The sequence below is a fragment of the Stenotrophomonas sp. GW821-FHT02D01 genome (assembly GCF_059421765.1).
The window spans coordinates 368,034-390,529 of the sequence record NZ_JBWKVP010000002.1; the positions used below are offsets into that span (position 1 = coordinate 368,034).

A 22,496-nucleotide genomic window follows, 5' to 3' on the forward strand; every position below is an offset into this window, starting at 1 on the left:
GTATCCTTGCCGCATGCGTAAAGACCCTGTCGAATGGATCCTGCGTGGCCTGTACTCGGCCGTGCTGTACCTCCTGCTGCCGATCACCGTGTACCACCTGGTCTGGCGCGGCTTCCGGGTCCGTGAATACTTCCGGCGCTGGGATGAACGGTATGCGTCCTATCCGCAGCCGAGCGGCCAGCCGCGGGTCTGGCTGCATGCGGTCTCGGTGGGCGAGGTCAACGCCGCTGCACCGCTGGTCAATGCGCTGCGCGAGCAGCGGCCGGATATCCGCTGGGTCATCACCACCATCACCCCGACCGGCTCGGAACGGGTGCGCGCGCTGTGGGGCGATGCGCTGGACCATGTGTACCTGCCGTACGACGTGCCGGGCAGCGTCAACCGCTTCCTGGGGCACTTCCAGCCCAGCCTGGCGCTGATCCTCGAAACCGAGCTGTGGCCGAACATGCTGTTCGGCTGCCGCGACCGTCGCATTCCGGTGTACATCCTCAATGCGCGCCTGTCGGCCCGATCGCTGCGCGGCTACCGCGTGCTGGCGGCGTTGATCCGGCGTGCGCTGCGCACGGTCACCTGCGTGGCCGCACAGTCGCAGGATGACGCTGCGCGGTTCGTGCAGCTGGGCGCGGCGCCGGAACAGGTGCAGGCACTGGGCAACCTGAAGTTCGACATCGCCACGCCGGACGTGCAGCCCTTCATCGAACAGTTCCATGCCCATGTGCCGGCCACGCGCCCGGTGTGGATCGCGGCCAGCACGCATGATGGTGAAGAGCAGGCAGTGATCGACCTGCACCGCCGCCTGCGCCAGCAGCATCCGGACCTGCTGCTGCTGTGGGCGCCGCGGCATCCGGAGCGCTTCCCCAAGGTGGAGGCGCTGGCCCGCGAGCAGGGCTGGAACGTGTCGACACGGCGCGCACAGCAGTGGCCGGACGCGCGTAGCGATGTCTTCGTCATCGACACGCTGGGCGAACTGATGCCGTTCTACGGCTGTGCCCAGGTCGCCTTCGTCGGTGGCAGCCTGCAGGCCATCGGCGGCCACAACCTGCTGGAACCGGCAGCGATGGGTACCGCAGCGGTGACCGGCCCGCATCTGCACAACTTCGCCGAGATCTCGCGGCGCATGCGCGAGGCCGGTGCACTGCTGATCGGCGAAGACGTGCAGGCGGTGGGTGATCTGCTGCTGCACCTGCTCGACGACGTGCAGGCGCGCGAAGACATGGCCCGCGCCGGTTGCACGCTGGTCAGCAATGGCCGCGGCGCGCTGCAGCGGACCCTGCAGCTGGTGGCTCCACACCTGCCGCCGCCGCTGGCCTGAGCCCGCGTGTTGCCGCCAGGCGTCTTCCCAGGTGGCTCTGTCGTGATCGCCTGCATTAAGTCTGCTTGACGGTGTTGAATCTGTCGTAGCCGGACCGCTTGTGCCGTCGGCTGCGTGCAGGCTGTCACATCATGGTGCCTACGGCGCCGATTCCGATTCCGCTTTTCCCCATCAGGCTGCCAGCCTGCTGTCGACCACGCTTGGACGACATCAAGGGAGCTTTGAATGATTGCCGACAACGGAGGCGCGCTGCGGGGCAGTGCGAAGACCGGAGGGCTGGGCACCGACCATCTGCTGGTGGTGGCGCTGACCCTGCTGATGGGCGGCAGCGTTGTCGCGCTGGTCGGCCAGCACACGGCGGCACAGGCCGGGCCCGCCATCGTCCTCAGCCTGTTGCTGGCGGCGTTGGGCACGCTGCCGATGCTGTATTGCCTGCGTGTGGCGATGCGGCGCGTACCGAATCCTTCCGGTCTGCACGGTCTGCTCCGTGCCGCGTGGGGCAAGCCGCTTGCGGATGTACTGGTGATCGCCCTGCTGCTGGAACTGACGGCGACCACCGCAGGCCTGGCGCAATCGATGGCGAACCATCTGTATGCAGCCGCTGGGGCCGTCGATGTCGCTCCCTCGCAGTGGATGCCATTGCCGTTGACGGCGTCGATCCTGTTGTTGCTGCTGGGGGGTGCCACTGCAGTGCTGCGGACGCCGTGTGCGTTGCTGTTGGCCAGTGCACTGCTGACGGTGAAGCTGGGCGTGGGTCTGCTGCTGCTATTGCTGGCGGCACGGCACGTGCACTACGCATACTGGATTCCCTGGCTGCCAACAGCGACCGCGCCCTACCGCTTCGGGCTGGGCGGTGTGCTTGCAGCTGGCGTGGCCTTGCTCGGTGTCCTGCTCGGTGCAGGTCTGCTGGCAGGGTTTGCCGGCAGGCTGCCGCGTCCTCGTCCGCAGGTCTCCAAAGCCGCCGGCGCGGCGGTGCTGATGGCGATGTTGTGGCTGATGGTAGTGGCTGCGCTGCAATCGGGCCTGGTCGAGTTTGCGGCACTGGCCAGCACGCGGCCGCTGTCGGTGGCATTGCAGGGCGTGCCGCAGCTGCAATGGTTTCTGCCACTGTTGCCGTTGGCTGGCAGCGTGGGGCTGGCCGCTCTGCAGATAGTGTCGCTGCTGTTGGCCGCGCGGTTGGGGCTGGAGGTATCGGGGCCCGCTTCGGGTGATGCGGGCCCCCATGCGCGTTTGCTGGTGACGCTTGCGCTGACCGTGTTGGCAGCTGCCTTGGCGTTGTCGCTGCCGGACGGTTGGCTTCCGCAGTTGCCGGGGCCGGCAGGGCCGCTGGTCCTCGCCGCCGTGTGCCTGGGTGTTGCCCGCAGCCAATGGCAGGCGCGCGCGGTGGCCAGCGAATGGCGGCTCATCCCGATGTTGCTCGCACCTGTGGCGACCGTCCTGTGCCTGTTGCCGGCTGTGACGTCCCGGTTGTTGTTACCGCTGCTGGTGGTGCTGGCGGCCGTTTCGGCAGGCGTACTTATGCGTCGACAGTCGGGGTGTTCGCGCTAGCGCCACGCGCTGCCAGTCCTCTGCGATCAATAAAAAAAGCCACCCTCACGGGTGGCTTTCTGATCAGGCCGGTGCGTCGACTCAGTTCGTGGTCGTCGACGGGTTGCCCGCGTCCTGGGTCAGCAGGCGGTTGATGTCCTGCAGTTCGGCGACATCCAGGCCACCCACGGCCTGGCTCAGCAGCAGGCGGTTCTGCAGGAAGTTGTAACGGGCCTGTGCGTAATCCAGCTGGGCTGAGAACAGGATGCGCTGGTTCTGGATCACGTCCAGCACCGTGCGGGTACCCACTTCCAGGCCGACCTGCGAGGCATCGTAGGCGCTCTGTGCGGAAACCACGGCCAGGCGGCGGGCTTCCACTTCGCTGATGCCCTGCACCAGGGTCTGGTAGGCATTGCGGGTATTGCGGTCCAGCGCGCGCTTCTGCTGCTCGAAACCATCCTGGGCGATGTCACGCTGGGCCAAGGCCTGGCGCACGCCGGACTGGGTGGCGCCGCCAGAGAAGATCGGCACGCTCAGGGTCAGGCCGATGCTGTTGGTGCGTGCATCGGGGGAGAGCGAACCGGCACCGACGCTGTCGCCCCAGGTCGCGCTCTTGCCCCAGCTGCCGCCCAGCGACAGGGTCGGGTAGTGGCCACCACGGGCGGCCTGCACGCCGGCTTCGGCGGCACCGACCTTCAGCTCCTGCGCCTTCAGCGCCGGGTTCTGCGTGGTTGCCTGCTGCACCAGCTGGTCCAGATTGCCGCGGTTGGCCGGCACTTCCGGACGGAAATCGGCCGGCAGGCCCTTCAGGTTGACCACCGGCTGGCCGGTCAGTTCGGTCAGGGCCTGGTAGTTATCGGCCAGGGTGTTCTGCGCAACGATGGTGTTGGCGCGCGCCTGGTCGTACTGGGCGCGTGCTTCATGCACGTCGGTGATCGGCGCCAGGCCCACTTCCAGGCGCTTGTCGGCGAAGTCGAACTGCTTCTTCGCGGCCGCTTCATTGGTCTGTGCGGCGTTCAGCGATTCGATCGCCACCAGCACGTTGAAGTAGGCCGCCGAGGTGCGCACGATCAGGTTGTCGTTGGCCGAGTCGAGGGTGAAATCAGCCGCCTTGCTCAGCTCGCGCTGCGAACGCAGGTTGTTGATCTGGGTCCAGTTGAACAGCGTCTGCGAACCGTCGATCGTGTAGTTGCGGCGCTTGCTGGTGACCGTGCCGGAGTTGGCGTCATGGTCGGCTTCGGTGCGGGTGCGGCTCAACTGGGCCTGGCCATTGATCTGCGGCAGCAGGGCAGCACGCGCCTGCACGGCGCCTTCCTTGTCGTACAGCCGGGTGGATTCGGCGGCGGACAGCTGCGGGTCACCATTGCGCGCCATTTCATAGACCTGCAGCAGGTCGGCGGCATGGGCGGACAACGGCAGCAGGGCAGTGGCCAGCGCAACAGCGAGGGATCGGCGGATCATTGCGGCTTCCTTGGACTCAGAGGTGGAACTGGGGGGCCGGGGCGGCACCACGCAGGTAATCGATATCGGTCTCGAACAGCGACTCGGTGCTGCCATCGGCCTTCACCAGCAGCGCTTCCATTGCCGGCGAACGGCCCTGGATGACATACAGGCGACCACCCGGACGCAACCACGAAGCAAACTGTGACGGCACCACGTCGACGGCGCCAGTGACACAGATCACGTCGAAGCGGCGTTCGGTCTGCCAGGCCAGGCCATCGGCCACTTCCACGCGCACGTTGGTGCCCAGGCCGGTGGCATCCAGGCGGGCGCGCGCAGCGGCGGCCAGTTCCGGATCGATTTCCAGGCTCAGCACGTCGCGCGCCAGCGCGCCGATGCAGGCCGACAGGAAGCCGCTGCCGGTGCCGATTTCCAGCACTTCGTCACCCGGCTGCAGATCCAGTGCCTGCAGGGTACGGCCCTCGATGACCGGCTTCATCATCTTCTGGCCGTTGCCGATCGGCAGTTCGACATCGGCATAGGCCAGCGCCCGGTGCGCGTCGGCGACGAAGGCCTCGCGCGGCAGGCGGGCCAGGACGTCGAGCACCTTGATGTCCAGCACGTCCCAGGGACGGATCTGCTGTTCCACCATCAGTTCGCGGGCGTGGGCGTAATCAATCGTCATGAGGTTCAAATCCAGCGCAGTGGGCCGGCCATTTTACCGGTGCCGGAGGCCGGCGGCGCGCCCAGAGCATCAGCTGCGGGGTGGCCGGGGTCGCAGTGCCGGAAGTCATCGCGACCTCCGGTTCGTTCAGTTTTGGTTATCCAGCATTCCCAGCCCCCCGCGGCGCGTAGGCGCGCAGGAAGAAATCCACACTGGCGGCCACATGGATCGCAGCATCGGTCTCGACGGGGGACAGTGGCATGCCGCACATCATATGCATGTGCACTTCGCCCTTCACCAGGGTCAGGAACTGCTGGCCGGCGATGTAGCAGTCGGGGATATCCAGTTCGCCGCGCTCGGCACGCGAACGCATGAAGTCGGCCAGTGCCTCGCAGGTGCGTTGCGGGCCCGCCTGCCAGAACAGTTCGCGCAGGCGCTCGTCGGTCTCCGGCGCCATCATCATCCGCTGGATCGACAGGGCCGCGTCGGAGGTGATCATCTCGAAGAACGCCATGCCGATGCCCAGCAACTGGTCACGCAGGGGGCCTTCGACGTCGGCCACGAACAGCGCGTCGGGCAGCATCTCGATGCACTTGGACTGCACAGCTTCGGAGAACAGGGTCTCTTTGTCGCCGAAATGGCTGTAAACGGTCAGCTTCGAGACGCCGGCCTGGGCAGCAATGCTGTCCATGCTCACGCCGCTGTAGCCCTGTTCGATGAACAGTGTCTTGGCTGCCTCGAGTATTGCCGCGCGCTTGCCCAGATCCTTGGGGCGCCCGGGACCGGCAGCCTTGGCAGCGGGCTTGGCCGTCGGCTTTCGGGAAGTGGGAGAACTCATTCCGCTAATACTAGACCAAGCGGTTCGATATTTATACTATACCGACTGGTTCACTAATGTCCGCGTTGCAACAGTATGTTGCCGGCGCGTTCCCCCCGGATTTCTTTTCAGGTCCTGTACCTCATGAAAAACATGCGTTGGTTGGGCGTAGGCGTACTGGTCGTGGTGTTGGCAGCGTGCGGCAAGCAGGCCGCCGAGCCGGCGGCGGCCATCCCGGTGCTGGTGGTGCATCCCACCACGCAGGATGGACAGGCCGCGGCCGCCTACCCCGGCGAGGTGCGTGCCCGCCAGGAAAGCCCACTGTCGTTCCGGGTTGGCGGCAACCTGGTCAGGCGCCACGTCGACGCTGGCGAGCGGGTGAAGAAGGGCCAGCTGCTGGCCGAGCTGGATGCGGCCGACTACGCCTCGCAGGCGGCGGCGTCGCAGGCGCAGCTGGCGGCGGCGGAAGCAGACCTGGTGCGCGCGCGCGATGACCAGAAGCGCTATGCCAAGCTGGCTGAGGACCAGTTGGTGAGCCGATCGGCACTGGACCAGCAGACGGCGGCATTCAAGGCTGCACAGGGCCAGGCCAACGCCGCCCGGGCAAACCTCGCCGTGGCCCGCAACCAGGCCGAGTACGCGCAGTTGCGCGCGCCCGCCGATGGCGTGATTGCCAGCCGCCAGGCCGAAGCCGGGCAGGTCGTGAGCGCTGGGCAGACGGTGTTCACCCTGGCCGCCGATGGTGGCCGTGAGGTGCTGATCGCGCTGCCGGAAAGCAGCATCCGTGACTACAAGGTCGGCCAGTCGGTGCAGGTGGAACTGTGGAACCGCCCGGGCCAGCTGCTGCCGGGCACCCTGCGCGAGATCGCCCCGGCCGCCGATGCACAGGCGCGCACCTATGCCACGCGGGTCAGCCTGGCGCCGGAAGCACTGAGCGAAGTGGAACTGGGCCAGAGTGCGCGGGTGTTCGCCACCGCCGGGCGCAGTGGTGCGTTGCAGCTGCCGCTGGCGGCCGTGCTGCGCGGCAGTGATGGCAAGGCCAGCGTGTGGGTGGTCAATCCGTCCAATGGTGCATTGAAGGCAACGCCGGTGCAGGTGGGTGCCTACGGCGCGCAGGCCGTGCCGGTCGTGTCCGGCGTGGGCGCGTCGGACTGGGTGGTCGCTGCCGGCGGCCATCTGCTGCGCGAAGGCCAGGTGGTGACGCCGGTCGACCGCCAGAACCGCCCGGTGCTGGCACCGTCGGCTGCCAAGCCGGCGCCGGCCGCAGGCAAGGGGCACTGACCCGTGCGCCGCTTCAATCTCTCCGAATGGGCGCTGGGCAACCGTGCGCTGGTGTTGTTCGCGATGCTGGCGTTTGCCGTCATCGGTGCCTGGTCGTACAAGCACCTGGGCCAGTCTGAAGATCCGCCCTTCACCTTCAAGGCGATGGTGGTACGCACGATGTGGCCGGGCGCCACCGCCGAGCAGGTCTCGCGGCAGGTGACCGAGCCGATCGAAAAAGCGCTGATGAACACCGGCGAGTACGAATTCATCCGTTCGTACTCGCGGCCGGGCGAATCGCAGGTGATCTTCATGGCGCGCGACAGCCTGCGCTCCAAGCAGATTCCGGACCTGTGGTACCAGGTGCGCAAGCGCGTGGGCGATATCCGCGCGACGCTTCCGAGGGAAATCGTCGGACCCTTCTACAACGATGAGTTTGGCGACACGTTCGGCAACATCTACGCGTTGACCGGCGAAGGCTTCGACTACGCGGTGATGCGCGACTATGCCGACCGCATCCAGCTGGAGCTGCAGCGCGTGCCCGACGTCGGCAAGATCGACCTGGTCGGCCTGCAGGACGAGAAGGTGTGGATCGAGCTGTCCAACACCAAGCTGGCCACGCTGGGCGTATCGCTGCAACAGGTGCAGCAGGCGCTGGCCGACCAGAACGCGGTCAGCGCCACCAGCTTCTTCGAAACCCCGACCGACCGCGTGCAGCTGCGCGTGACCGGTCAGTTCGATTCGATCGAGGACATCCGCAAATTCCCGATCCAGGCCGGCCAACGCACGCTGCATCTGGGCGACATCGCCGAGGTCAAGCGCGGTTTTGCCGATCCGGCCTCGCCGAAGATGCGCTTCATGGGCCAGGATGCGATCGGCCTGGCGGTGGCGATGAAGGACGGCGGAGACATCCTCAAGCTCGGTGCCACCCTGGATGCCGAGTTCGAACGCCTGCAGAAGACCCTGCCGGCCGGCATGCAGCTGCGCAAGGTGTCCGACCAGCCGCATGCGGTGGAAGAGTCGGTGGGCGAGTTCGTGCAGGTGCTCACCGAAGCGGTGGTGATCGTGCTGCTGGTCAGCTTCTTCTCGCTGGGCCTGCGTACCGGCCTGGTGGTGGGCGTGACCATCCCGTTGGTGCTGGCGATGACCTTCTTCGTCATGCACTACTTCGACATCGGCCTGCACAAGATCTCGCTGGGTGCACTGGTGCTGGCCCTGGGCCTGCTGGTGGATGATGCGATCATCGCGGTGGAGATGATGGCCACCAAGATGGAGCAGGGCTACGACCGCCTGCGCGCGGCCAGTTTCGCCTGGGAATCCACCGCCTTCCCGATGCTGACCGGTACCCTGATCACTGCCGCTGGCTTCCTGCCCATCGCCACGGCGGCATCCAGCACGGGTGAGTACACCCGTTCGCTGTTCCAGGTGGTGACCATCGCGCTGGTGGTGTCGTGGATCGCGGCAGTGCTGTTCATCCCGTACCTGGGCGACAAGATGCTGCCGGACCTGTTCAACCCGCAGCTGCCGAAGCCGGACAGCCTGGCCGGCCGCTGGCGCGCCAAGCGCCTGCAGTGGGCCGACCGGCATCCGTCACTCGCGCGCTGGATCGCACCGAAGGAGCATGCGCACGATCATGATCCGTACCAGCGGCCGTTCTACACGCGCTTCCGGGCGTTCCTGGATACCTGCCTGCGCCATCGCTGGTGGGTGATCGCTGCGACCATCGCCCTGTTCATCGGTTCGTTGATGTTGTTCCGCTTCGTGCCACAGCAGTTCTTCCCCGACTCGACCCGCCCGGAACTGATGGTGGACATCGAGCTGGCCGAAGGTGCGTCGCTGGCCGCGACCCAGGCACAGGCCGACAAGCTGGAGAAGCTGCTGAAGGGGCGCGAAGGCATCAGCAACTACGTGGCCTACGTCGGCACCGGTTCGCCGCGCTTCTACCTGCCGCTGGACCAGCAGCTGCCGGCCACCAACTTCGCCCAGTTCGTGGTGCTCACCGAAGACGCCAAGGCCCGCGAATCGACCCGCGATTGGATGCTGAAGGACGTGATCAATCAGTTCCCGGATGTGCAGATGCGGGTGACGCGCCTGGAGAACGGGCCGCCGGTCGGTTATCCGGTGCAGATGCGCGTGTCCGGCGAGCACATCGCGCAGGTGCAGGCGATCGCGCGCCAAGTCGAGGCCAAGGTGCGCGAGAACCCGCACGTGATGAACGTGAACCTGGACTGGAGCGAGCCGAGCAAGGTGGTGCGGCTGGTGATCGACCAGGACCGCGCCCGCGCGCTGGGCGTCAGCAGTGCGCAGGTCAGCCAGTTCCTCAGCAGCTCGTTGTCGGGCATGAGCGTGAGCACCTATCGCGAAGGCAACCGCCAGATCGAGATGCTGCTGCGTGGCCCGGACAACGAGCGCGCGCAGCTGGACCTGCTCGGCAGCCTGGCGATCCCGACCAGCAGTGGTACCGCGGTGACGCTGTCGCAGGTCGCGCGGCTGGAATACGCCTTCGAGGACGGCATCATCTGGCACCGCAACCGTCTGCCGACGGTGACCGTGCGTGCCGACATCAGCGATGGCATGCAGCCGCTGGACGTGGTGCAGCAGATCGTGCCGACCCTGGATGGCATCCGTGCCGACCTGCCCAGCGGCTACCTGCTGGAGACCGGCGGCTCGGTGGAGGATTCGGCTCGCGGGCAGAACTCGATCAAGGCCGGCATGCCGCTGTTCCTGATCGTGGTGGCCACGTTGCTGATGCTGCAGCTGCGCAGCTTCTCGCGTGCGGCGATGGTGCTGGTGACCGCACCGCTGGGCATCATCGGCGCGACGCTGTTCCTGTTGCTGTTCCGCGCGCCGTTCGGCTTCGTGGCGCTGCTGGGCACCATCGCGCTGGCGGGCATGATCATGCGCAACTCGGTGATCCTGATCGACCAGATCCAGCAGGACATCGATGCCGGGCATGACCGCTGGCATTCGATCATCGATGCGACGGTGCGGCGTTTCCGCCCAATCGTGCTGACTGCGCTGGCGGCGGTGCTGGCGATGATCCCGCTGTCGCGCAGCGCTTTCTATGGCTCGATGGCGATTTCGATCATGGGCGGTTTGATCGTGGGCACGGTACTGACGCTGGTGTTCCTGCCGGCGCTGTATGCGGCGTGGTTCCGGGTCAAGCCGGACGAATCCGGGGCGTGATGCCCCGGGTTTCCCGGCCACCGGGCTGAGCCCCCTCTGCGGTGGGTTCAGAAGCGGGATCGCTTGTTGGGCCGGGTGGGCAGGTGGGCTGGGGGACGCCGCAAGTACGTCCCTGTAGGCTCGGGCGCGCCATCCATGGCGCTTGCGCCCCCAGCCCACCTGCCCACCCGGCCACGGACAGCTTCCTGCGGCCTGCACCGCAGGAAGAGAAAGAAGAAGAGCGAAAAGCAACAGCAACAGCCGCGTGCTGATGGTTGGGGTCGGATCCGTTTTCCATTGGAAAACGGATCCGACCCCTTTGTGTTTTCCGATGCACCTCATCCACGCATGGCGTGGATCCACCAACCGTCATCGGGAAATGATCGGAGGCGGGGAGGGGGCAGGTGGCGGGACCGTCCACGGCATGGATGCCGTGGCCGAGCCTACAGGGACGTACTTGCGGCGTGTCCCGCCAGCTGCCCCCTCCCCGCCAACCCAGCAACAACCCAGAGCCGCTCCGGCTTTTGCAGTTGCCGTTGCATTTGCAGTTGCGGTCGCCTCGGCGGGCGCCGGGCAGCCGCCCGGCCGATCACCCCTGCAACTGCAGCCGCTCACGCAGCAGCGGCACCAGCCAATCCAGGAACACCTGCACACGTTGCGCGCGATGCTGCCGGTGCGGCAGCAACAGGGTCACCGGCAGCGGCTGCGCCGCGTACTGGGGCATCACTTCCACCAGCGCACCGGTTTGCAGTTCGGCCTGTACGTCGTAACGCGGAATCTGCAGCAGTCCCAGCCCTGCGACGCAGCAGGCAATCGACGCCTCGGCGCTGTTCACCCGCACCCAGCCGGGCATCGGCAGCGTGCGCAGCTGCGCGCCGTCCTGCCATTCCCACGGCTCCACCCGCGCCGTGGTCGGCGACGCATAGTTCACCGCGCGGTGCTGCTGCAGGTCGGTGGGGTGCTGCGGTACGCCGTGCGCGTGCAGGTACGCCGGCGCGGCAACGTTGACGAAGTCCAGCTGGCCCAGCGTGCGGGCCACCAGGCTGGAGTCACCCAGCTGGCCCACCCTCAGCACCGCATCGCAACCGTCCTCGATCAGATTCACCGCGCGATCGGTCATGCCCAGGTCCAGCTCGACCTGGGGGTGCCGTGCGAAGAAGTCCGGCAGGGCCGGGGCGATGATGCGGCGGCCGATCCGGCTGGGTACATCGATCTTCAACAGGCCACTCGGCTGTGCGTCGTCCTGGCGGAACAGCGACTCGGCGTCTTCCACCTCGGCAATCAGGCGCAGGCAGCGAACATAGAACGTGTCGCCGTCGTGGGTGGTGGAGACCCTGCGGGTGGAGCGCTGCAGCAGGCGCGTGCCCAGGCGCTGCTCGAGTTCCGCCACGGCCGCCGAGACGGTGGAGCGGGGCAGGCCGAGCTGGTCGGCGGCGCGGGTGAAGCTGGTGCACTCCACCACCCGGGCAAAGATGCGGAAACGCTCGATCCGGTCCATTGTTCGCCCGCTTTGGAAAGTTAAGTCAATGTTGCGGTCTTTATCCGCAATTTCTGCACGATATCGTCGTCGGCACAGGGTTGCCAGCCCGGCAGCCTCTTCCCGAGACCGATGCCATGACCGACCACCGTATCCAGGGCAAGACCGTGCTGATCGCCGGCGGTGCCAAGAACCTCGGCGGGCTGATCGCCCGCGACTTCGCCGAGCAGGGCGCCAAGGCCATCGTCATCCACTACAACAGCGCTGCTACCCAGGCCGATGCGGAAGCCACCGTCGCTGCGGTGCAGGCCGCTGGCAGCAAGGCCGTGGCCCTGCAGGCCGATCTGACCTCGGCCGCTGCGATGGAGCGCCTGTTCGCCGACGCGGTTGCCGCTGTCGGTCGCCCGGACATCGCCATCAACACCGTCGGCAAAGTGCTGAAGAAGCCGATGCTGGAGATCAGCGAAGCGGAGTACGACCAGATGAGCGCGGTCAACGCGAAGACTGCGTTCTTCTTTCTCAAGGAGGCCGGACGCCATGTCAACGACGGCGGCCGCATCTGCACGCTGGTCACGTCGCTGCTGGGCGCGTTCACGCCGTTCTATTCCAGCTACGCGGGCACCAAGGCGCCGGTGGAACACTTCACCCGTGCAGCATCGAAGGAGTTTGGCGAGCGTGGGATCTCGGTGACCGCGATCGGCCCCGGGCCGATGGATACGCCGTTCTTCTATCCGGCCGAGAGTGCCGATGCGCAGGCGTATCACAAGACCGCCGCGGCGCTGTCGGCGTTCACCCGTACCGGCCTGACCGACATCGCCGACATCGTGCCGTGGATCCGCTTCCTGGTGACCGACGGTTGGTGGATGACCGGGCAGACCATCCTGGTCAACGGCGGCTACACCACCAAGTAGAGACACGCGAGGCTTGAGTTCGCGCAGTAGATCCACGCCATGCGTGGATGCTGCTGGCTTCCAATCAGGGCGTTCACGGGCACAATAGCGGGCTGTCCCGGGGCCGGAGAGCCTGCATGTTCCCTCGCACGATCCGCGCTTGCGTGCTGATGCTGGTTGCCTGCTGCGGTCATGCCGATGCAGAGCCAGCGCAGACCGAGGCCCTGCGCTTCCAGCAGAACCTGCTTGCCGTGCTCGAATGCCGTGCCAGTGCAGATACCCGGCAGACCGTCGCCAGCACCCTGCGTGCGGCACGCTACGGCGATCCGGCCGTTCGCCCGTTGCATCTGCGTGATTGGCATTTCGAGCAGGCCGGAGACGCCGACGCTGCTTCGGTGACGGTCATCGATATGCCGGTGCCGTTGACCGCGCAAGGCGTCCGGACCCAGCGCGTTTTCGCAGACGCGCAGGGGTTGTTCATTGCCATCGACGCTGCAGCGCGTGATCGTATCGTTGCACGCCACGGCCTTCAGCTGCAGTCGAGCACGCTGCGTGAACCCTTCCGGGTGTGGTCCGCACGATCGGTTGATGGCAACACGTCGGCCCCGTCGATCATGGTGAGCAGCGATGGCGACGGCTATCGGTTGGGATGTACTGCCCCAGCTGCCAGCACGCAGGGAACGTTGCCACTGGATCGGCAGCAGCGTGCAGATGCCGATGACCTCACAGCGGCCATCGAGTGCCGTGCCGACGATGCGGCCCTGCGCCGCGTCGGGCGCTTGCTGCAGCAGGTGATGGAACAGCCGCAGGGCGAATGGCCGGCAGAGGTGCACGCAGTGTCGGCACCCACGCATGCGATCAACGGCACGGTGCTTCCCGTCTTCCAGATCGAACTGCAGACGCCGCTGCAGATCCAGGGCATCGCCACCGACAAGGTGCTGGCCGCACCGGCCGGCCTGTTCGCTGCAGACCTTGGCAGAATCAACGTCGCAAGCGTGTTGCTCGATGCCGGTCTGACAACTGCTCACCAGCAGGCCGGCGTGCAGGTCTGGCAACGCGAAGCGTCGCGCAGCGGCTTGCCTTCAGGCAGCATCCGAATCCATGAACGCGTGGTGGCCAGAGCTGACGACGGCACTATCCTGACCGGATGCAGCAGCTCGCAGATGCGCGCGGCCGCGAGCGATCCGCAGAGCGCGAACATCCCGCACTGAGTGAGTCAGTGCGGGATGCGCAGAGAGAACGGGTACCGGACGCCGTCCGGTACCCCGATCACTCATCCCAGTTTGGCCAGCACCGCGTCGGTGGCCGTCGCCGTGCTCACCGCGTGGCCCTTGGCGGCCAGGTCCGCGGTGAAAACGCCATCGTCCAGCACCGCGTGCACCGCCGCCTCCACCGCTGCTGCTTCGTCTTCCAGCCCCAGCGAATGGCGCAGCAGCATCGCCGCGCTGAAGATCGTCGCGTACGGGTTGGCGATGCCCTTGCCGGCGATGTCCGGTGCCGAGCCGTGGATCGGCTCGTAGATGCCCACCGCACCCGGCTCGCCCAGTGATGCCGATGGCAGCAGGCCCAGCGAACCGGCCAGCATCGAGGCCTCATCGGTGAGGATGTCGCCGAACATGTTCTCGGTCACGATCACGTCGTACTCGCGCGGCTTGGCCAGCAGATGCATCGCCATGGAATCGACCAGCTGGTGTTCCAGCGCCACGTCCGGGAATTCCTCGCGACCGACGCGCGCGGCCACGTCACGCCACAGGCGCGAGGTTTCCAGCACGTTGGCCTTGTCCACCGACGTGACCTTGCCGCGACGCTGCTGCGCCAGCCGGAAGGCACTGCGCAGCACACGCTCGATCTCGGTCACGGTATAGCGGCACAGATCGCTGGCGCTGTCGGCATCGCGGGTCTTGTCGCCGAAGTAGATGCCCCCGGTCAGCTCGCGCACCACCACGAAGTCCACGCCCTGCAGCAGCTCGGCCTTGATCGGCGAGGCGTGCAGTGCGGCTTCATGGGTGCGCACCGGGCGCAGGTTGGCATACAGGCCCAGCGCCTTGCGGATCGCCAGCAGGCCCTGTTCCGGGCGCACCTTGGCGTTCGGGTCGGACCACTTCGGCCCGCCCACGGCTCCCAGCAGCACAGCGTTGGCGGCCTGGCAGGCGGCCAGGGTCGATGCCGGCAGCGGCTCGCCATGGCGGTTGATGGCGATGCCACCGATGTCGTGCTCGCTGAAGGTGAAGGTGTGATTGAAGCGCTTGGCGACGGCGTTCAGAACGGCGACCGCGGCGGCGGCCACTTCCGGGCCGATGCCATCACCGGGCAGGACAACAATTTCAGCGTGCATGCTCACTCTCGTAACGTTCGATTTCAGGGACACGGCCCAACAGATAACCCAGTTGATCGACGCCTTCCAGCAGGCAGGTCTGCGAGAAGCCGTCCAACGGGAAGGAGTAGATGCGGCCATCGGGCGTGCGCAGCTCGCGCGCCGCAACGTCGATGGTCAGCTCATCGTCAGGGCGCTGCATCAGCAGCTGCACGTCGGCCTCGTCCAGCACGATCGGCAGCAGGCCGTTCTTCAGCGAATTGCCGCGGAAGATGTCGGCGATCTCGCTGCTGACGATGGCACGCAGGCCGAGATCGGTCAGTGCCCACGGCGCATGTTCGCGCGATGAGCCGCAGCCGAAATTGCGCCCGGCCAGCAGGATGCTGCGACCGGCGTTGTGCGGTTGGTTGAAGGCGAAGTCCGCCACGGGCGAGCCATCGGCCTGCCAGCGCCAATCGTTGAACGCATTGCGGCCCAGGCCAGCACGTTCGGTGGTGGACAGGAACCGCGCCGGAATGATCTGGTCGGTGTCGATGTTGGTCTGGCGCAGCACCACGCTGGCCGAGCTCAGGGTGCGGAAGCCGCTCATCAGGCCACCTCCTGGGCGAACAGCTCACGGGCATCGGCGACGTGGCCCTGCACCGCGGCCCAGGCAGCACTCATCGGCGAGGCCAGTAGCGTGCGCGAGCCCGGGCCCTGGCGGCCTTCGAAGTTGCGGTTGCTGGTGCTGACCGCCAGTTGGCCGGGGGCGACCAGGTCGCCATTCATGGCGATGCACATCGAACAGCCCGGCTCGCGCCATTCGGCACCGGCCGCGCGCACGATCTCATGGATGCCTTCGGCCTCGGCCTGGCGCTTGACGATCTCAGAACCAGGCACCACCAGCATGCGCACGCGCTCGGCGACGCGACGGCCGCGCAGCACCTGTGCCACTTCGCGCATGTCGCTCAGCCGGCCATTGGTGCAGGAGCCGACGAACACCACGTCCACCGGCGTGCCGGCCAGCGTCTGTCCCGCCTGGAAGTGCATGTAATCCAGGCCCTTCTGCGCGGCGGCATCGTTGGCCGCTGGGATCGGCGCATCCACCGCGATGGCGGTGCCGGGGTGGGTGCCCCAGGTCAGGGTCGGGCGGATATCGGCGGCATCGATGTGCACCTCGCTGTCGAAGCGCGCGCCTTCATCGCTGCGCAGCTGCGTCCAGCGGGCAACGGCAGCGTCGAAGTCGGCGCCCTTGGGGCCACGCGGCGTATTGGCGACGAAGTCGAACGTCACCTGGTCGGGCGCGACCATGCCGGCGCGTGCACCGGCTTCGATCGACATGTTGCACAGGGTCATGCGCTGTTCCATGTCCATCGCTTCGATGGTGCTGCCGCGGAACTCGATCACGTGCCCGGTGCCACCATTGACGCCGATCACGCCGATGATGTGCAGGACCACGTCCTTGGCGCCGATACCCGGCGCGACCTTGCCATCGACGGTGATCGCCAGCGTCTTCGCCTTGCGCTGCAGCAGGCACTGCGTGGCCAGTACATGGCCGACTTCGCTGGTGCCGATGCCGAAGGCCAGCGACCCGAATGCGCCGTGGGTGGAGGTGTGGCTGTCGCCGCAGACGATGGTCATGCCCGGCTGGGTGAAGCCCTGTTCCGGTGCGATCACGTGGACGATGCCGCGGTTGTCCGAGGCCATGTCGAACAGTTCGATGCCGTGCTCGGCGCAGTTGCGCGCCAGCATCGCGACCTGTGCTTCGGAGGCGGCACTGGCGTAGGGCAGCGTGCCGTCGGCAGCGGCCGGCAGGGTCGGCGTGGAATGGTCCATCGTGGCCTTGGTCCGATCCGGACGGCGCGGCTTCAGGCCACGCTCGCGCAGCTCGGTGAAAGCCTGCGGCGAGGTCACTTCATGGATCAGGTGCAGGTCGATATACAGCACGGCGGGCGCGCTGTCGGTTTCTGGAACCACCACGTGGGCGTCCCACAGTTTGTCGTACAGGGTGCGGGGTGCGGAAGTCATGCGTTTGCCTGGCAGGAGTACGGAGTAACGGGCATCGAAGAGAAAGTAACAGGAGCAGGTCAGCGGCGCCGCGCGAGCACGCGCAGGCGCACGTAGTCGGCCAGCGGCTGGCCGCCGGCATTGCGCGGCAGGTCGGCCAGCAGGGCAGTGGCGGCATCGCGCACCGTGGCGCGCGCCTCGGCCGGCAGGTCGTCCAGCAGTGGAGCGGCGAATACCCGCAGCCAGCCGGCAACGCCGGTCGGCAGCGCGGTCGGTCGCGGCAGGCATTCGATCAGCTGCACCTGGAAGCCATGCTGGCGCAGGCGGTCTGCGTAGGCATCGGCGGTGGGGAAGTACCAGTGGAATGCGCTGGCACCATGGCCATGGGCGACGCGCGCGGCCTGCACGGCAGCAATGATCGTGGCCACGTTGCCATGGCCGCCGAACTCGGCGACGAAGCGCCCGCCGGGGCGCAGGGCGCGGCGCACGCCCTCCAGCACGCGATCCGGGTCGGGCATCCAATGCAGGGCTGCGTTGCTGAACACTGCATCGAACGCACGGTCGAAGGCCAGGGCGTGGCCGTCCATCACCTTCGCATCGACGCCCCGCGCACGCGCGGCGATCACCATTTCCGGCGAGGCATCGACGCCCTGCATATGTGCGCCGCTGAGGGCCAGTTCGGTGGTGAGCACGCCATCGCCACAACCCAGGTCGAGAATGCGCTCACCGGCGCGCGCATCGAGCAGGCGCGCAACGGCGCCACCGAGGGTCGGCACGAAGCCGGCATCGATCGCATAGTCCTGGGCATTCCACTGCTGGCCAGCGCTGCTGGCGGTGGTTGCGGTGTCGAAGGCGCTCATCTCACATTCCTCAGGCGGTGGCGGTGGCAGGTGATTCAGGACTGATGCCGGCGTTGGCCTGGCGCTGGCGCAGCAGGCGGTTGGCCACGTCCAGCCAGGCCAGCGCGGACGCTTCGATGATGTCCTTGCTGGTACCGGTGCCGTCGTACTCCACGCCCTCGTGGCGCACGCTCAGGTTGGCTTCGCCACGCGCGTCGGCGCCGATACCGACGCTGTGCACGTGGTAGCTGTCCAGCATCAGCTGCACGCCCGTGGCGGCCGACAACGCGCCGAACAGCGCATCGACAGGGCCGTCGCCCTGTGCAGTCTCGGCCACGCGGTTGCCGTCCGGGTCGGACAGTTCCACCAGCGCATTGGCGCGGCTGCCGACATCGCTGATGGTCATCGAGGCCAGACGGTAGCCCTGGGCATTGGAGCCGCCCTGCATCAGCGTCTGCAGGTCGGCATCGGTGACAACACGCTGCTGCTCGCACAGTCCCTTGAACTGCTCGAACACCAGCTTCAGCTCGTCTTCTTCCAGCCAGAAGCCCAGTGCGCGCAGGCGCGCTTCGACGGCAGCGCGGCCACTGTGGCGGCCAAGCACCATCTGCGAATCTTCCCAGCCCACGTCTTCCGGACGCATGATTTCGTAGGTGCCGCGGTGGCGCAGCATGCCGTGCTGATGGATGCCCGACTCATGGGCGAAGGCATTGGCACCCACGATGGCCTTGTTGCGCTGTACCGGCATGCCGACCAGGCGCTGCAGCAGCTGCGAGGTGCCGACGATGCGCGGGGTGTCGATGGCGGTGTCCTGCTCGTAGAAAGCCTGGCGCACCTTCAGCACCATCGCGATCTCTTCCAGCGAGCAGTTGCCGGCGCGCTCACCGATGCCGTTGACGGTGCATTCGACCTGGCGCGCGCCGCCTTCGATGGCGGCCAGCGAGTTGGCCACGGCCAGGCCCAGATCGTTGTGGCAGTGGGCGCTGAAGATCACGTTGGCTGCGTTCGGCACATCGGCGACGCCAGCGATGACCTGCTGGAACATCGTGCGGATCTCTTCCGGCGTGGTGAAGCCGACGGTGTCGGGCAGGTTGATGGTGGTGGCGCCGGCAGCGATCGCCACGCGCGAGACCTCGATCAGGTAGTCCAGTTCGGTGCGGGTGGCATCCTCGGCGGAGAACTCCACGTCATCGATGTAGGAGCGGGCCAGCGCTACGTGCCTGCGTACCGATTCCAGTACCTGCTCGCGGGTCATCCGCAGCTTGTGCTCACGGTGCAGCGGGCTGGTCGACAGGAATACATGCAGGCGCGGGTTGGCAGCGGCTTCCAGCGCACGCGCCGAGGTTTCGATGTCGGCCTGCAGGCAGCGCGACAGCACCGCCAGGCTCAGGCTCGGGCGGCGCAGTTCGCGGCCGATCAGGGCCATCGCTTCGCGGTCGGACTGCGAGCTGGCCGGGAAGCCGGTCTCGATGATGTCCACGCCCAGTTCGTCCAGCGCACGCGCCATCACCAGCTTCTGCGGCGGGCTCATGCTGCAGCCGGGGGACTGCTCGCCGTCACGCAGGGTGGTGTCGAAGATGCGGATGCGCGGGGTGGTAATTCGTTCGATGGTGGTCACAGGGAAATCTCCTCGACAGCGGGTGCGACGGCTTGCAGGGGGGAAGGGGAAGGCGTGGGAAAAGCGGTGGCGGTCGCCTTGCCGGGCGAGCGCGGGGTTTCTGCCCGGCGCCGGCGCGGCTTGCGTGGCGGGCGTGGGCGGATGTCGGTGAGCAGGCCGGCGAGCACGCCGGCGTCGATGTTGCCGCCGGAGACGACCGCGCACTTGCGGCGCCCGGTGACGCGACGGCCGGCGGCCAGTGCCAGCGCACCGGCGCCTTCGGCGATGATGTGTTCTTCCAGTGCCAGCCGCACCAGGGTCTCGCGCAGCTCGGCTTCGCGCACGATCACCACGTCGTCCAGCAGCGAGGTACACAGGCGACGGGTCAGGAAACCGGGGATCTTCACCCGCACGCCATCGGCCAGCGACGGCACGGGATTGATCTCGCGCACGTCGCCGCGGATCGCGCGGGCCATCGAATCGACCCCCTCGACCTGCGCGCCGACGATGCGCACGCCCTGTGACTTCAGCGCCAAAGCGACGCCGGATGCCAGGCCGCCACCGCCGATCGGTACGATCACCACGTCGGGCGCATGCGCGGCCAGCTCGATGCCGACAGTGCCCTGGCCGGCGATGACATCGGCATCGTCGAACGCGGACAGGAAGCGATAGCCATGACGCTGCGCCAGTTCGACGGCGAACGCATAGGCCTCGTCATAACTGTTGCCATGCTGGCGCACCGTTGCGCCCCAGTGGGCGACGCCAGCGATCTTGGTGGCCGGTGCGCCATGCGGCATCACGGCGATGGCCGGAACATCCAGGCGATAAGCAGCCCAGGCCACGCCCTGGGCGTGATTGCCGGCGGAGGCACAGATCACCGGCCGGGTATCGCCACGTTCGCGGGCGGCCAGCAGGGCATTCAGGGCGCCGCGTACCTTGTACGAACCGGTACGCTGCAGGTTCTCCAACTTCAGCCAGGTGCCGAAGCGCTCGGCATGATGCAGCGGCGTGGGCGGCAGGAAGCGGCGCAGGCGGGCCTGCGCGGCCAGTACGTCGGCAACGGTTACGTCGCCGACATCGCTTTCCTTGCTGGCATCAGTAGCCGGCATGGGCCACCAGCGGCGTGTTGCGGAACACCGCATGCGGGCACGGGCGGCGAAGAAGACGCCTCCGTACCGGCACCGTGTTGCATACGGTACGGGCGTTCATGCGGATGCTCCTTCCAGTGCGGTCATCTGCACCGAAACGCAGTCGTAGATCTTCTCCATCTGCCGGCACAGCGTTTCCGGTGGGCGCTGGCTGTCCACCACCAGTTGCAGGTGCCAACGGCCATCATCGGTGGCCACCGGCGCACCGGTGATCGCGCGCGGTGCGAAACCACGGCGTTCGGCCATGCCGATCACGCGCAGCAGCGCGCCCTCGGCCGGTTGCAGCACCAGGTCAAGCCGGTATTGCATTGGGGATCTCCTGGCGTGCATGTGCAGGGTTGCTTTCCAGCATGGTGCTGTTGGCGGTATTGGGCGGCACCAGCGGCCACACGTTCGCGCGTGCATCGATGGCCACGTGCAGCAGGGCCGGGCCGGGTTCGGCCAGCAGGGCGGCCAGGCCGCCTTCGACGTCATCACGTGCATCGATGCGCGTGGCCGCGATGCCGAACACCTTGGCCAGTGCGACGAAGTCCGGGTTGTCGGACAGATCGATTTCGCTGTAACGCTCGGCAAAGAACAGTTCCTGCCACTGCCGCACCATGCCCAGCGAACTGTTGTCCAGCAGGATGATCTTCACCGGCAGGCGGCAGCGTGCGATGGTCGCCAGCTCCTGCACGTTCATCATGAAGCTGCCATCGCCGGAGACCAGCACCACGGTGCGCTCGGGGCAGGCGAACTGCGCGCCCATCGCCGCCGGCAGGCCGAAGCCCATCGTGCCCAGCGCACCGCTGGTCAGGTGGTTGCGCGGATGAGTGAAGCGGCAGTGCTGCGCAACCCACATCTGGTGCTGGCCGACGTCGCAGGCCACCACCGTATCGGCCGGCGCCAGCTCGCTCAGGCGCTTCAGCAGCGCCGGCGCGTAGATGTGCTGGCCGGGTGCGTCGTAGCGTGCGGCGAAGCGATCGCGATGCTGTGCACAGCGCTTGCGCCATGCGTCCTGGTGGGCCTTGGGGGAGGGGAAGGCCGCACGCAGGGCGCGGATGGCGTGGCCGACGTTGCCGGGCACGGCGACATCGGCGCTGCGCAGCTTGGAGATCTCGTACGCATCGGCATCGATGTGCACCACGCGGGCAAACGGTGCGAACTCGGCCAGCTTGCCGGTCGCCCGATCATCGAAGCGCGCACCCAGCACCAGCAGCAGATCGCTTTCCTGCACGGCCATGTTCGCCGCGCGGGTGCCGTGCATGCCCAGCATGCCCAGCGACTGCGGGTGCTGGGGAGGCAGCGCACCCAGCCCACGCAGGGTCATCACGGTGGGGATGGCGCTGGCTTCGACGAATTCCCGCAGGTCCTGCACGGCATCGCCCAGGGCGATGCCACCACCGGCGTAGACCACCGGCTTCTCGGCCGCCGCCAGAGCCGCGATGGCCTCGGCGATGGCCGCGTCGGCGGGGGCCGGCGGCGGTTCCACATGGGCCGGCACATGCGCCGGCAGGTGGCTGGCATCGGCCAGCTGCACGTCCTTGGGCAGATCGATCAGCACCGGGCCGGGACGGCCTTCGCGGGCGATGCGGAAAGCATCGGCCACCACGCGCGGCAGGTCATCGACGCTGCGCACCAGCCAGCTGTGCTTGACGATCGGCATCGTCAGGCCGAACACGTCCAGTTCCTGGAACGCATCGGTGCCCAGCAGCGGCGTGGCGACCTGGCCGGTGATGCAGACCATCGGCACCGAATCGAGCATCGCATCGGCGATGCCGGTGACCAGGTTCGACGCGCCCGGCCCGGAGGTCGCCACGCAGACGCCGACCTGGCCGCTGGCGCGCGCAAAGCCGTTGGCGGCCAGTGCCGCGCCCTGCTCATGGCGCACCAGGATGTGCTTCAGCGACGAATCCACCAGCGCGTCGTAGAACGGCATGATGGTGCCGCCCGGATAGCCGAACAGCGTACGGACACCCTCGGCCTCCAGCGCCTGGGTCAGCCAGCGCGCGCCGTTGGGCGGCTCGCTGCGGTGTGTGGGAGAGTTCATGGGGGAACCTTGCAGAGCGGGTGGGGGTGCC

18 protein-coding genes are annotated in these 22,496 nt (G+C 67.3%); 6 read left to right on the forward strand and 12 right to left on the reverse strand.

The genetic code is table 11. The features are described from left to right. The first annotated feature begins 13 nt into the window (after nt 1-13). Nucleotides 14-1,312, forward strand: coding sequence for a lipid IV(A) 3-deoxy-D-manno-octulosonic acid transferase (gene waaA / locus AC07UW_RS06535; protein ID WP_495211674.1), 1,299 nt, complete (start codon nt 14-16; stop codon nt 1,310-1,312). Between the two features lie 225 nt (nt 1,313-1,537). Beyond that, on the forward strand, nt 1,538-2,860 hold the full coding sequence (locus tag AC07UW_RS06540; RefSeq protein ID WP_495211675.1) for an amino acid transporter: 1,323 nt from the start codon (nt 1,538-1,540) through the stop codon (nt 2,858-2,860). An 81-nt stretch (nt 2,861-2,941) separates the two neighbouring features. Here AC07UW_RS06540 and AC07UW_RS06545 read toward each other — a convergent pair whose 3' ends face one another. From AC07UW_RS06545 to AC07UW_RS06555, 3 genes are all read right to left on the reverse strand, one after another. Then, nucleotides 2,942-4,300, reverse strand: coding sequence for a TolC family outer membrane protein (locus AC07UW_RS06545; RefSeq protein WP_025874136.1), 1,359 nt, complete (start codon nt 4,298-4,300; stop codon nt 2,942-2,944). 16 nt (nt 4,301-4,316) lie between these two features. Continuing rightward, nucleotides 4,317-4,964 (reverse strand): protein-L-isoaspartate O-methyltransferase family protein, encoded by a 648-nt coding sequence (locus tag AC07UW_RS06550; protein ID WP_032975442.1) that lies wholly within the window; start codon nt 4,962-4,964, stop codon nt 4,317-4,319. Between the two features lie 136 nt (nt 4,965-5,100). Beyond that, nucleotides 5,101-5,781 carry a TetR/AcrR family transcriptional regulator gene (locus AC07UW_RS06555; protein ID WP_032975445.1) on the reverse strand — a complete coding sequence of 227 codons (681 nt, stop codon included), beginning with the start codon at nt 5,779-5,781 and terminating at the stop codon, nt 5,101-5,103. A 123-nt stretch (nt 5,782-5,904) separates the two neighbouring features. Between AC07UW_RS06555 and AC07UW_RS06560 the strand changes: the two genes are divergently transcribed. Together AC07UW_RS06560 and AC07UW_RS06565 are read left to right on the forward strand one after the other, a co-directional pair. Further along, nucleotides 5,905-7,041: an efflux RND transporter periplasmic adaptor subunit gene (locus AC07UW_RS06560; RefSeq protein WP_495211676.1), complete on the forward strand. Its 1,137-nt coding sequence runs from the start codon at nt 5,905-5,907 to the stop codon at nt 7,039-7,041. Between the two features lie 3 nt (nt 7,042-7,044). After that, on the forward strand, nt 7,045-10,206 hold the full coding sequence (locus tag AC07UW_RS06565) for an efflux RND transporter permease subunit (RefSeq protein WP_495211677.1): 3,162 nt from the start codon (nt 7,045-7,047) through the stop codon (nt 10,204-10,206). A 568-nt stretch (nt 10,207-10,774) separates the two neighbouring features. Here AC07UW_RS06565 and AC07UW_RS06570 read toward each other — a convergent pair. Beyond that, nucleotides 10,775-11,683 (reverse strand): LysR family transcriptional regulator, encoded by a 909-nt coding sequence (locus AC07UW_RS06570; protein ID WP_025874141.1) that lies wholly within the window; start codon nt 11,681-11,683, stop codon nt 10,775-10,777. Between the two features lie 116 nt (nt 11,684-11,799). Here AC07UW_RS06570 and AC07UW_RS06575 point away from each other — a divergent pair, with 116 nt between their 5' ends. Both AC07UW_RS06575 and AC07UW_RS06580 read left to right on the forward strand, forming a co-directional pair. Beyond that, a complete protein-coding gene (locus tag AC07UW_RS06575) occupies nt 11,800-12,573 on the forward strand; it encodes an SDR family oxidoreductase (protein WP_312787190.1) in 774 nt (257 codons plus the stop codon). A 116-nt stretch (nt 12,574-12,689) separates the two neighbouring features. After that, nucleotides 12,690-13,763, forward strand: coding sequence for a hypothetical protein (locus AC07UW_RS06580; RefSeq protein WP_495211678.1), 1,074 nt, complete (start codon nt 12,690-12,692; stop codon nt 13,761-13,763). Nucleotides 13,764-13,825: 62 nt separating this feature from the next. On the opposite strand, the gene leuB is transcribed toward AC07UW_RS06580, so the two are convergent. From leuB to ilvG, 8 genes are all read right to left on the reverse strand, one after another. Continuing rightward, entirely contained in the window at nt 13,826-14,887 is a 1,062-nt protein-coding gene (gene leuB, locus AC07UW_RS06585; protein WP_495211679.1) for a 3-isopropylmalate dehydrogenase, read from the reverse strand. After that, nucleotides 14,877-15,455, reverse strand: coding sequence for a 3-isopropylmalate dehydratase small subunit (gene leuD / locus AC07UW_RS06590; protein ID WP_279208691.1), 579 nt, complete (start codon nt 15,453-15,455; stop codon nt 14,877-14,879). The genes leuB and leuD overlap by 11 nt, the downstream gene beginning before the upstream one ends. Next, the gene (gene leuC / locus AC07UW_RS06595; protein WP_279208690.1) at nt 15,455-16,873 is read right to left on the reverse strand and encodes a 3-isopropylmalate dehydratase large subunit; all 1,419 of its coding nucleotides are present in this window, start codon (nt 16,871-16,873) and stop codon (nt 15,455-15,457) included. Before leuC ends, leuD begins: the two co-directional genes overlap by 1 nt. A 59-nt stretch (nt 16,874-16,932) precedes the next feature. Continuing rightward, nucleotides 16,933-17,712, reverse strand: a complete 780-nt coding sequence (locus tag AC07UW_RS06600; protein WP_495211680.1) for a class I SAM-dependent methyltransferase — start codon at nt 17,710-17,712, stop codon at nt 16,933-16,935. 10 nt (nt 17,713-17,722) lie between these two features. Beyond that, nucleotides 17,723-19,309 carry a 2-isopropylmalate synthase gene (locus tag AC07UW_RS06605; protein WP_495211681.1) on the reverse strand — a complete coding sequence of 529 codons (1,587 nt, stop codon included), beginning with the start codon at nt 19,307-19,309 and terminating at the stop codon, nt 17,723-17,725. Next, nucleotides 19,306-20,397, reverse strand: a complete 1,092-nt coding sequence (locus AC07UW_RS06610; protein ID WP_495211682.1) for a threonine dehydratase — start codon at nt 20,395-20,397, stop codon at nt 19,306-19,308. The genes AC07UW_RS06605 and AC07UW_RS06610 overlap by 4 nt, the downstream gene beginning before the upstream one ends. 96 nt (nt 20,398-20,493) lie before the next feature. Next, on the reverse strand, nt 20,494-20,745 hold the full coding sequence (locus AC07UW_RS06615; RefSeq protein ID WP_093817954.1) for an ACT domain-containing protein: 252 nt from the start codon (nt 20,743-20,745) through the stop codon (nt 20,494-20,496). Beyond that, nucleotides 20,729-22,465, reverse strand: coding sequence for an acetolactate synthase 2 catalytic subunit (gene ilvG / locus AC07UW_RS06620; protein ID WP_495211683.1), 1,737 nt, complete (start codon nt 22,463-22,465; stop codon nt 20,729-20,731). Before ilvG ends, AC07UW_RS06615 begins: the two co-directional genes overlap by 17 nt. Between the last annotated feature and the right edge of the window lie 31 nt (nt 22,466-22,496).

Excerpts from the sequence above, each read along its gene's own strand:
- AC07UW_RS06600 (WP_495211680.1), bottom strand. The coding sequence starts at position 17,712 with ATGAGCGCCTTCGACACCGCAACCACCGCCAGCAGCGCTGGCCAGCAG.
- AC07UW_RS06550 (WP_032975442.1), bottom strand. The coding sequence starts at position 4,964 with ATGACGATTGATTACGCCCACGCCCGCGAACTGATGGTGGAACAGCAG.
- AC07UW_RS06615 (WP_093817954.1), bottom strand. The coding sequence starts at position 20,745 with ATGCAATACCGGCTTGACCTGGTGCTGCAACCGGCCGAGGGCGCGCTG.
- AC07UW_RS06575 (WP_312787190.1), top strand. The coding sequence starts at position 11,800 with ATGACCGACCACCGTATCCAGGGCAAGACCGTGCTGATCGCCGGCGGT.
- ilvG (WP_495211683.1), bottom strand. The coding sequence starts at position 22,465 with ATGAACTCTCCCACACACCGCAGCGAGCCGCCCAACGGCGCGCGCTGG.
- AC07UW_RS06540 (WP_495211675.1), top strand. The coding sequence starts at position 1,538 with ATGATTGCCGACAACGGAGGCGCGCTGCGGGGCAGTGCGAAGACCGGA.
- AC07UW_RS06555 (WP_032975445.1), bottom strand. The coding sequence starts at position 5,781 with ATGAGTTCTCCCACTTCCCGAAAGCCGACGGCCAAGCCCGCTGCCAAG.
- AC07UW_RS06610 (WP_495211682.1), bottom strand. The coding sequence starts at position 20,397 with ATGCCGGCTACTGATGCCAGCAAGGAAAGCGATGTCGGCGACGTAACC.
- leuD (WP_279208691.1), bottom strand. The coding sequence starts at position 15,455 with ATGAGCGGCTTCCGCACCCTGAGCTCGGCCAGCGTGGTGCTGCGCCAG.
- leuC (WP_279208690.1), bottom strand. The coding sequence starts at position 16,873 with ATGACTTCCGCACCCCGCACCCTGTACGACAAACTGTGGGACGCCCAC.
- AC07UW_RS06570 (WP_025874141.1), bottom strand. The coding sequence starts at position 11,683 with ATGGACCGGATCGAGCGTTTCCGCATCTTTGCCCGGGTGGTGGAGTGC.
- AC07UW_RS06545 (WP_025874136.1), bottom strand. The coding sequence starts at position 4,300 with ATGATCCGCCGATCCCTCGCTGTTGCGCTGGCCACTGCCCTGCTGCCG.
- AC07UW_RS06580 (WP_495211678.1), top strand. The coding sequence starts at position 12,690 with ATGTTCCCTCGCACGATCCGCGCTTGCGTGCTGATGCTGGTTGCCTGC.
- waaA (WP_495211674.1), top strand. The coding sequence starts at position 14 with ATGCGTAAAGACCCTGTCGAATGGATCCTGCGTGGCCTGTACTCGGCC.
- AC07UW_RS06560 (WP_495211676.1), top strand. The coding sequence starts at position 5,905 with ATGAAAAACATGCGTTGGTTGGGCGTAGGCGTACTGGTCGTGGTGTTG.
- leuB (WP_495211679.1), bottom strand. The coding sequence starts at position 14,887 with ATGCACGCTGAAATTGTTGTCCTGCCCGGTGATGGCATCGGCCCGGAA.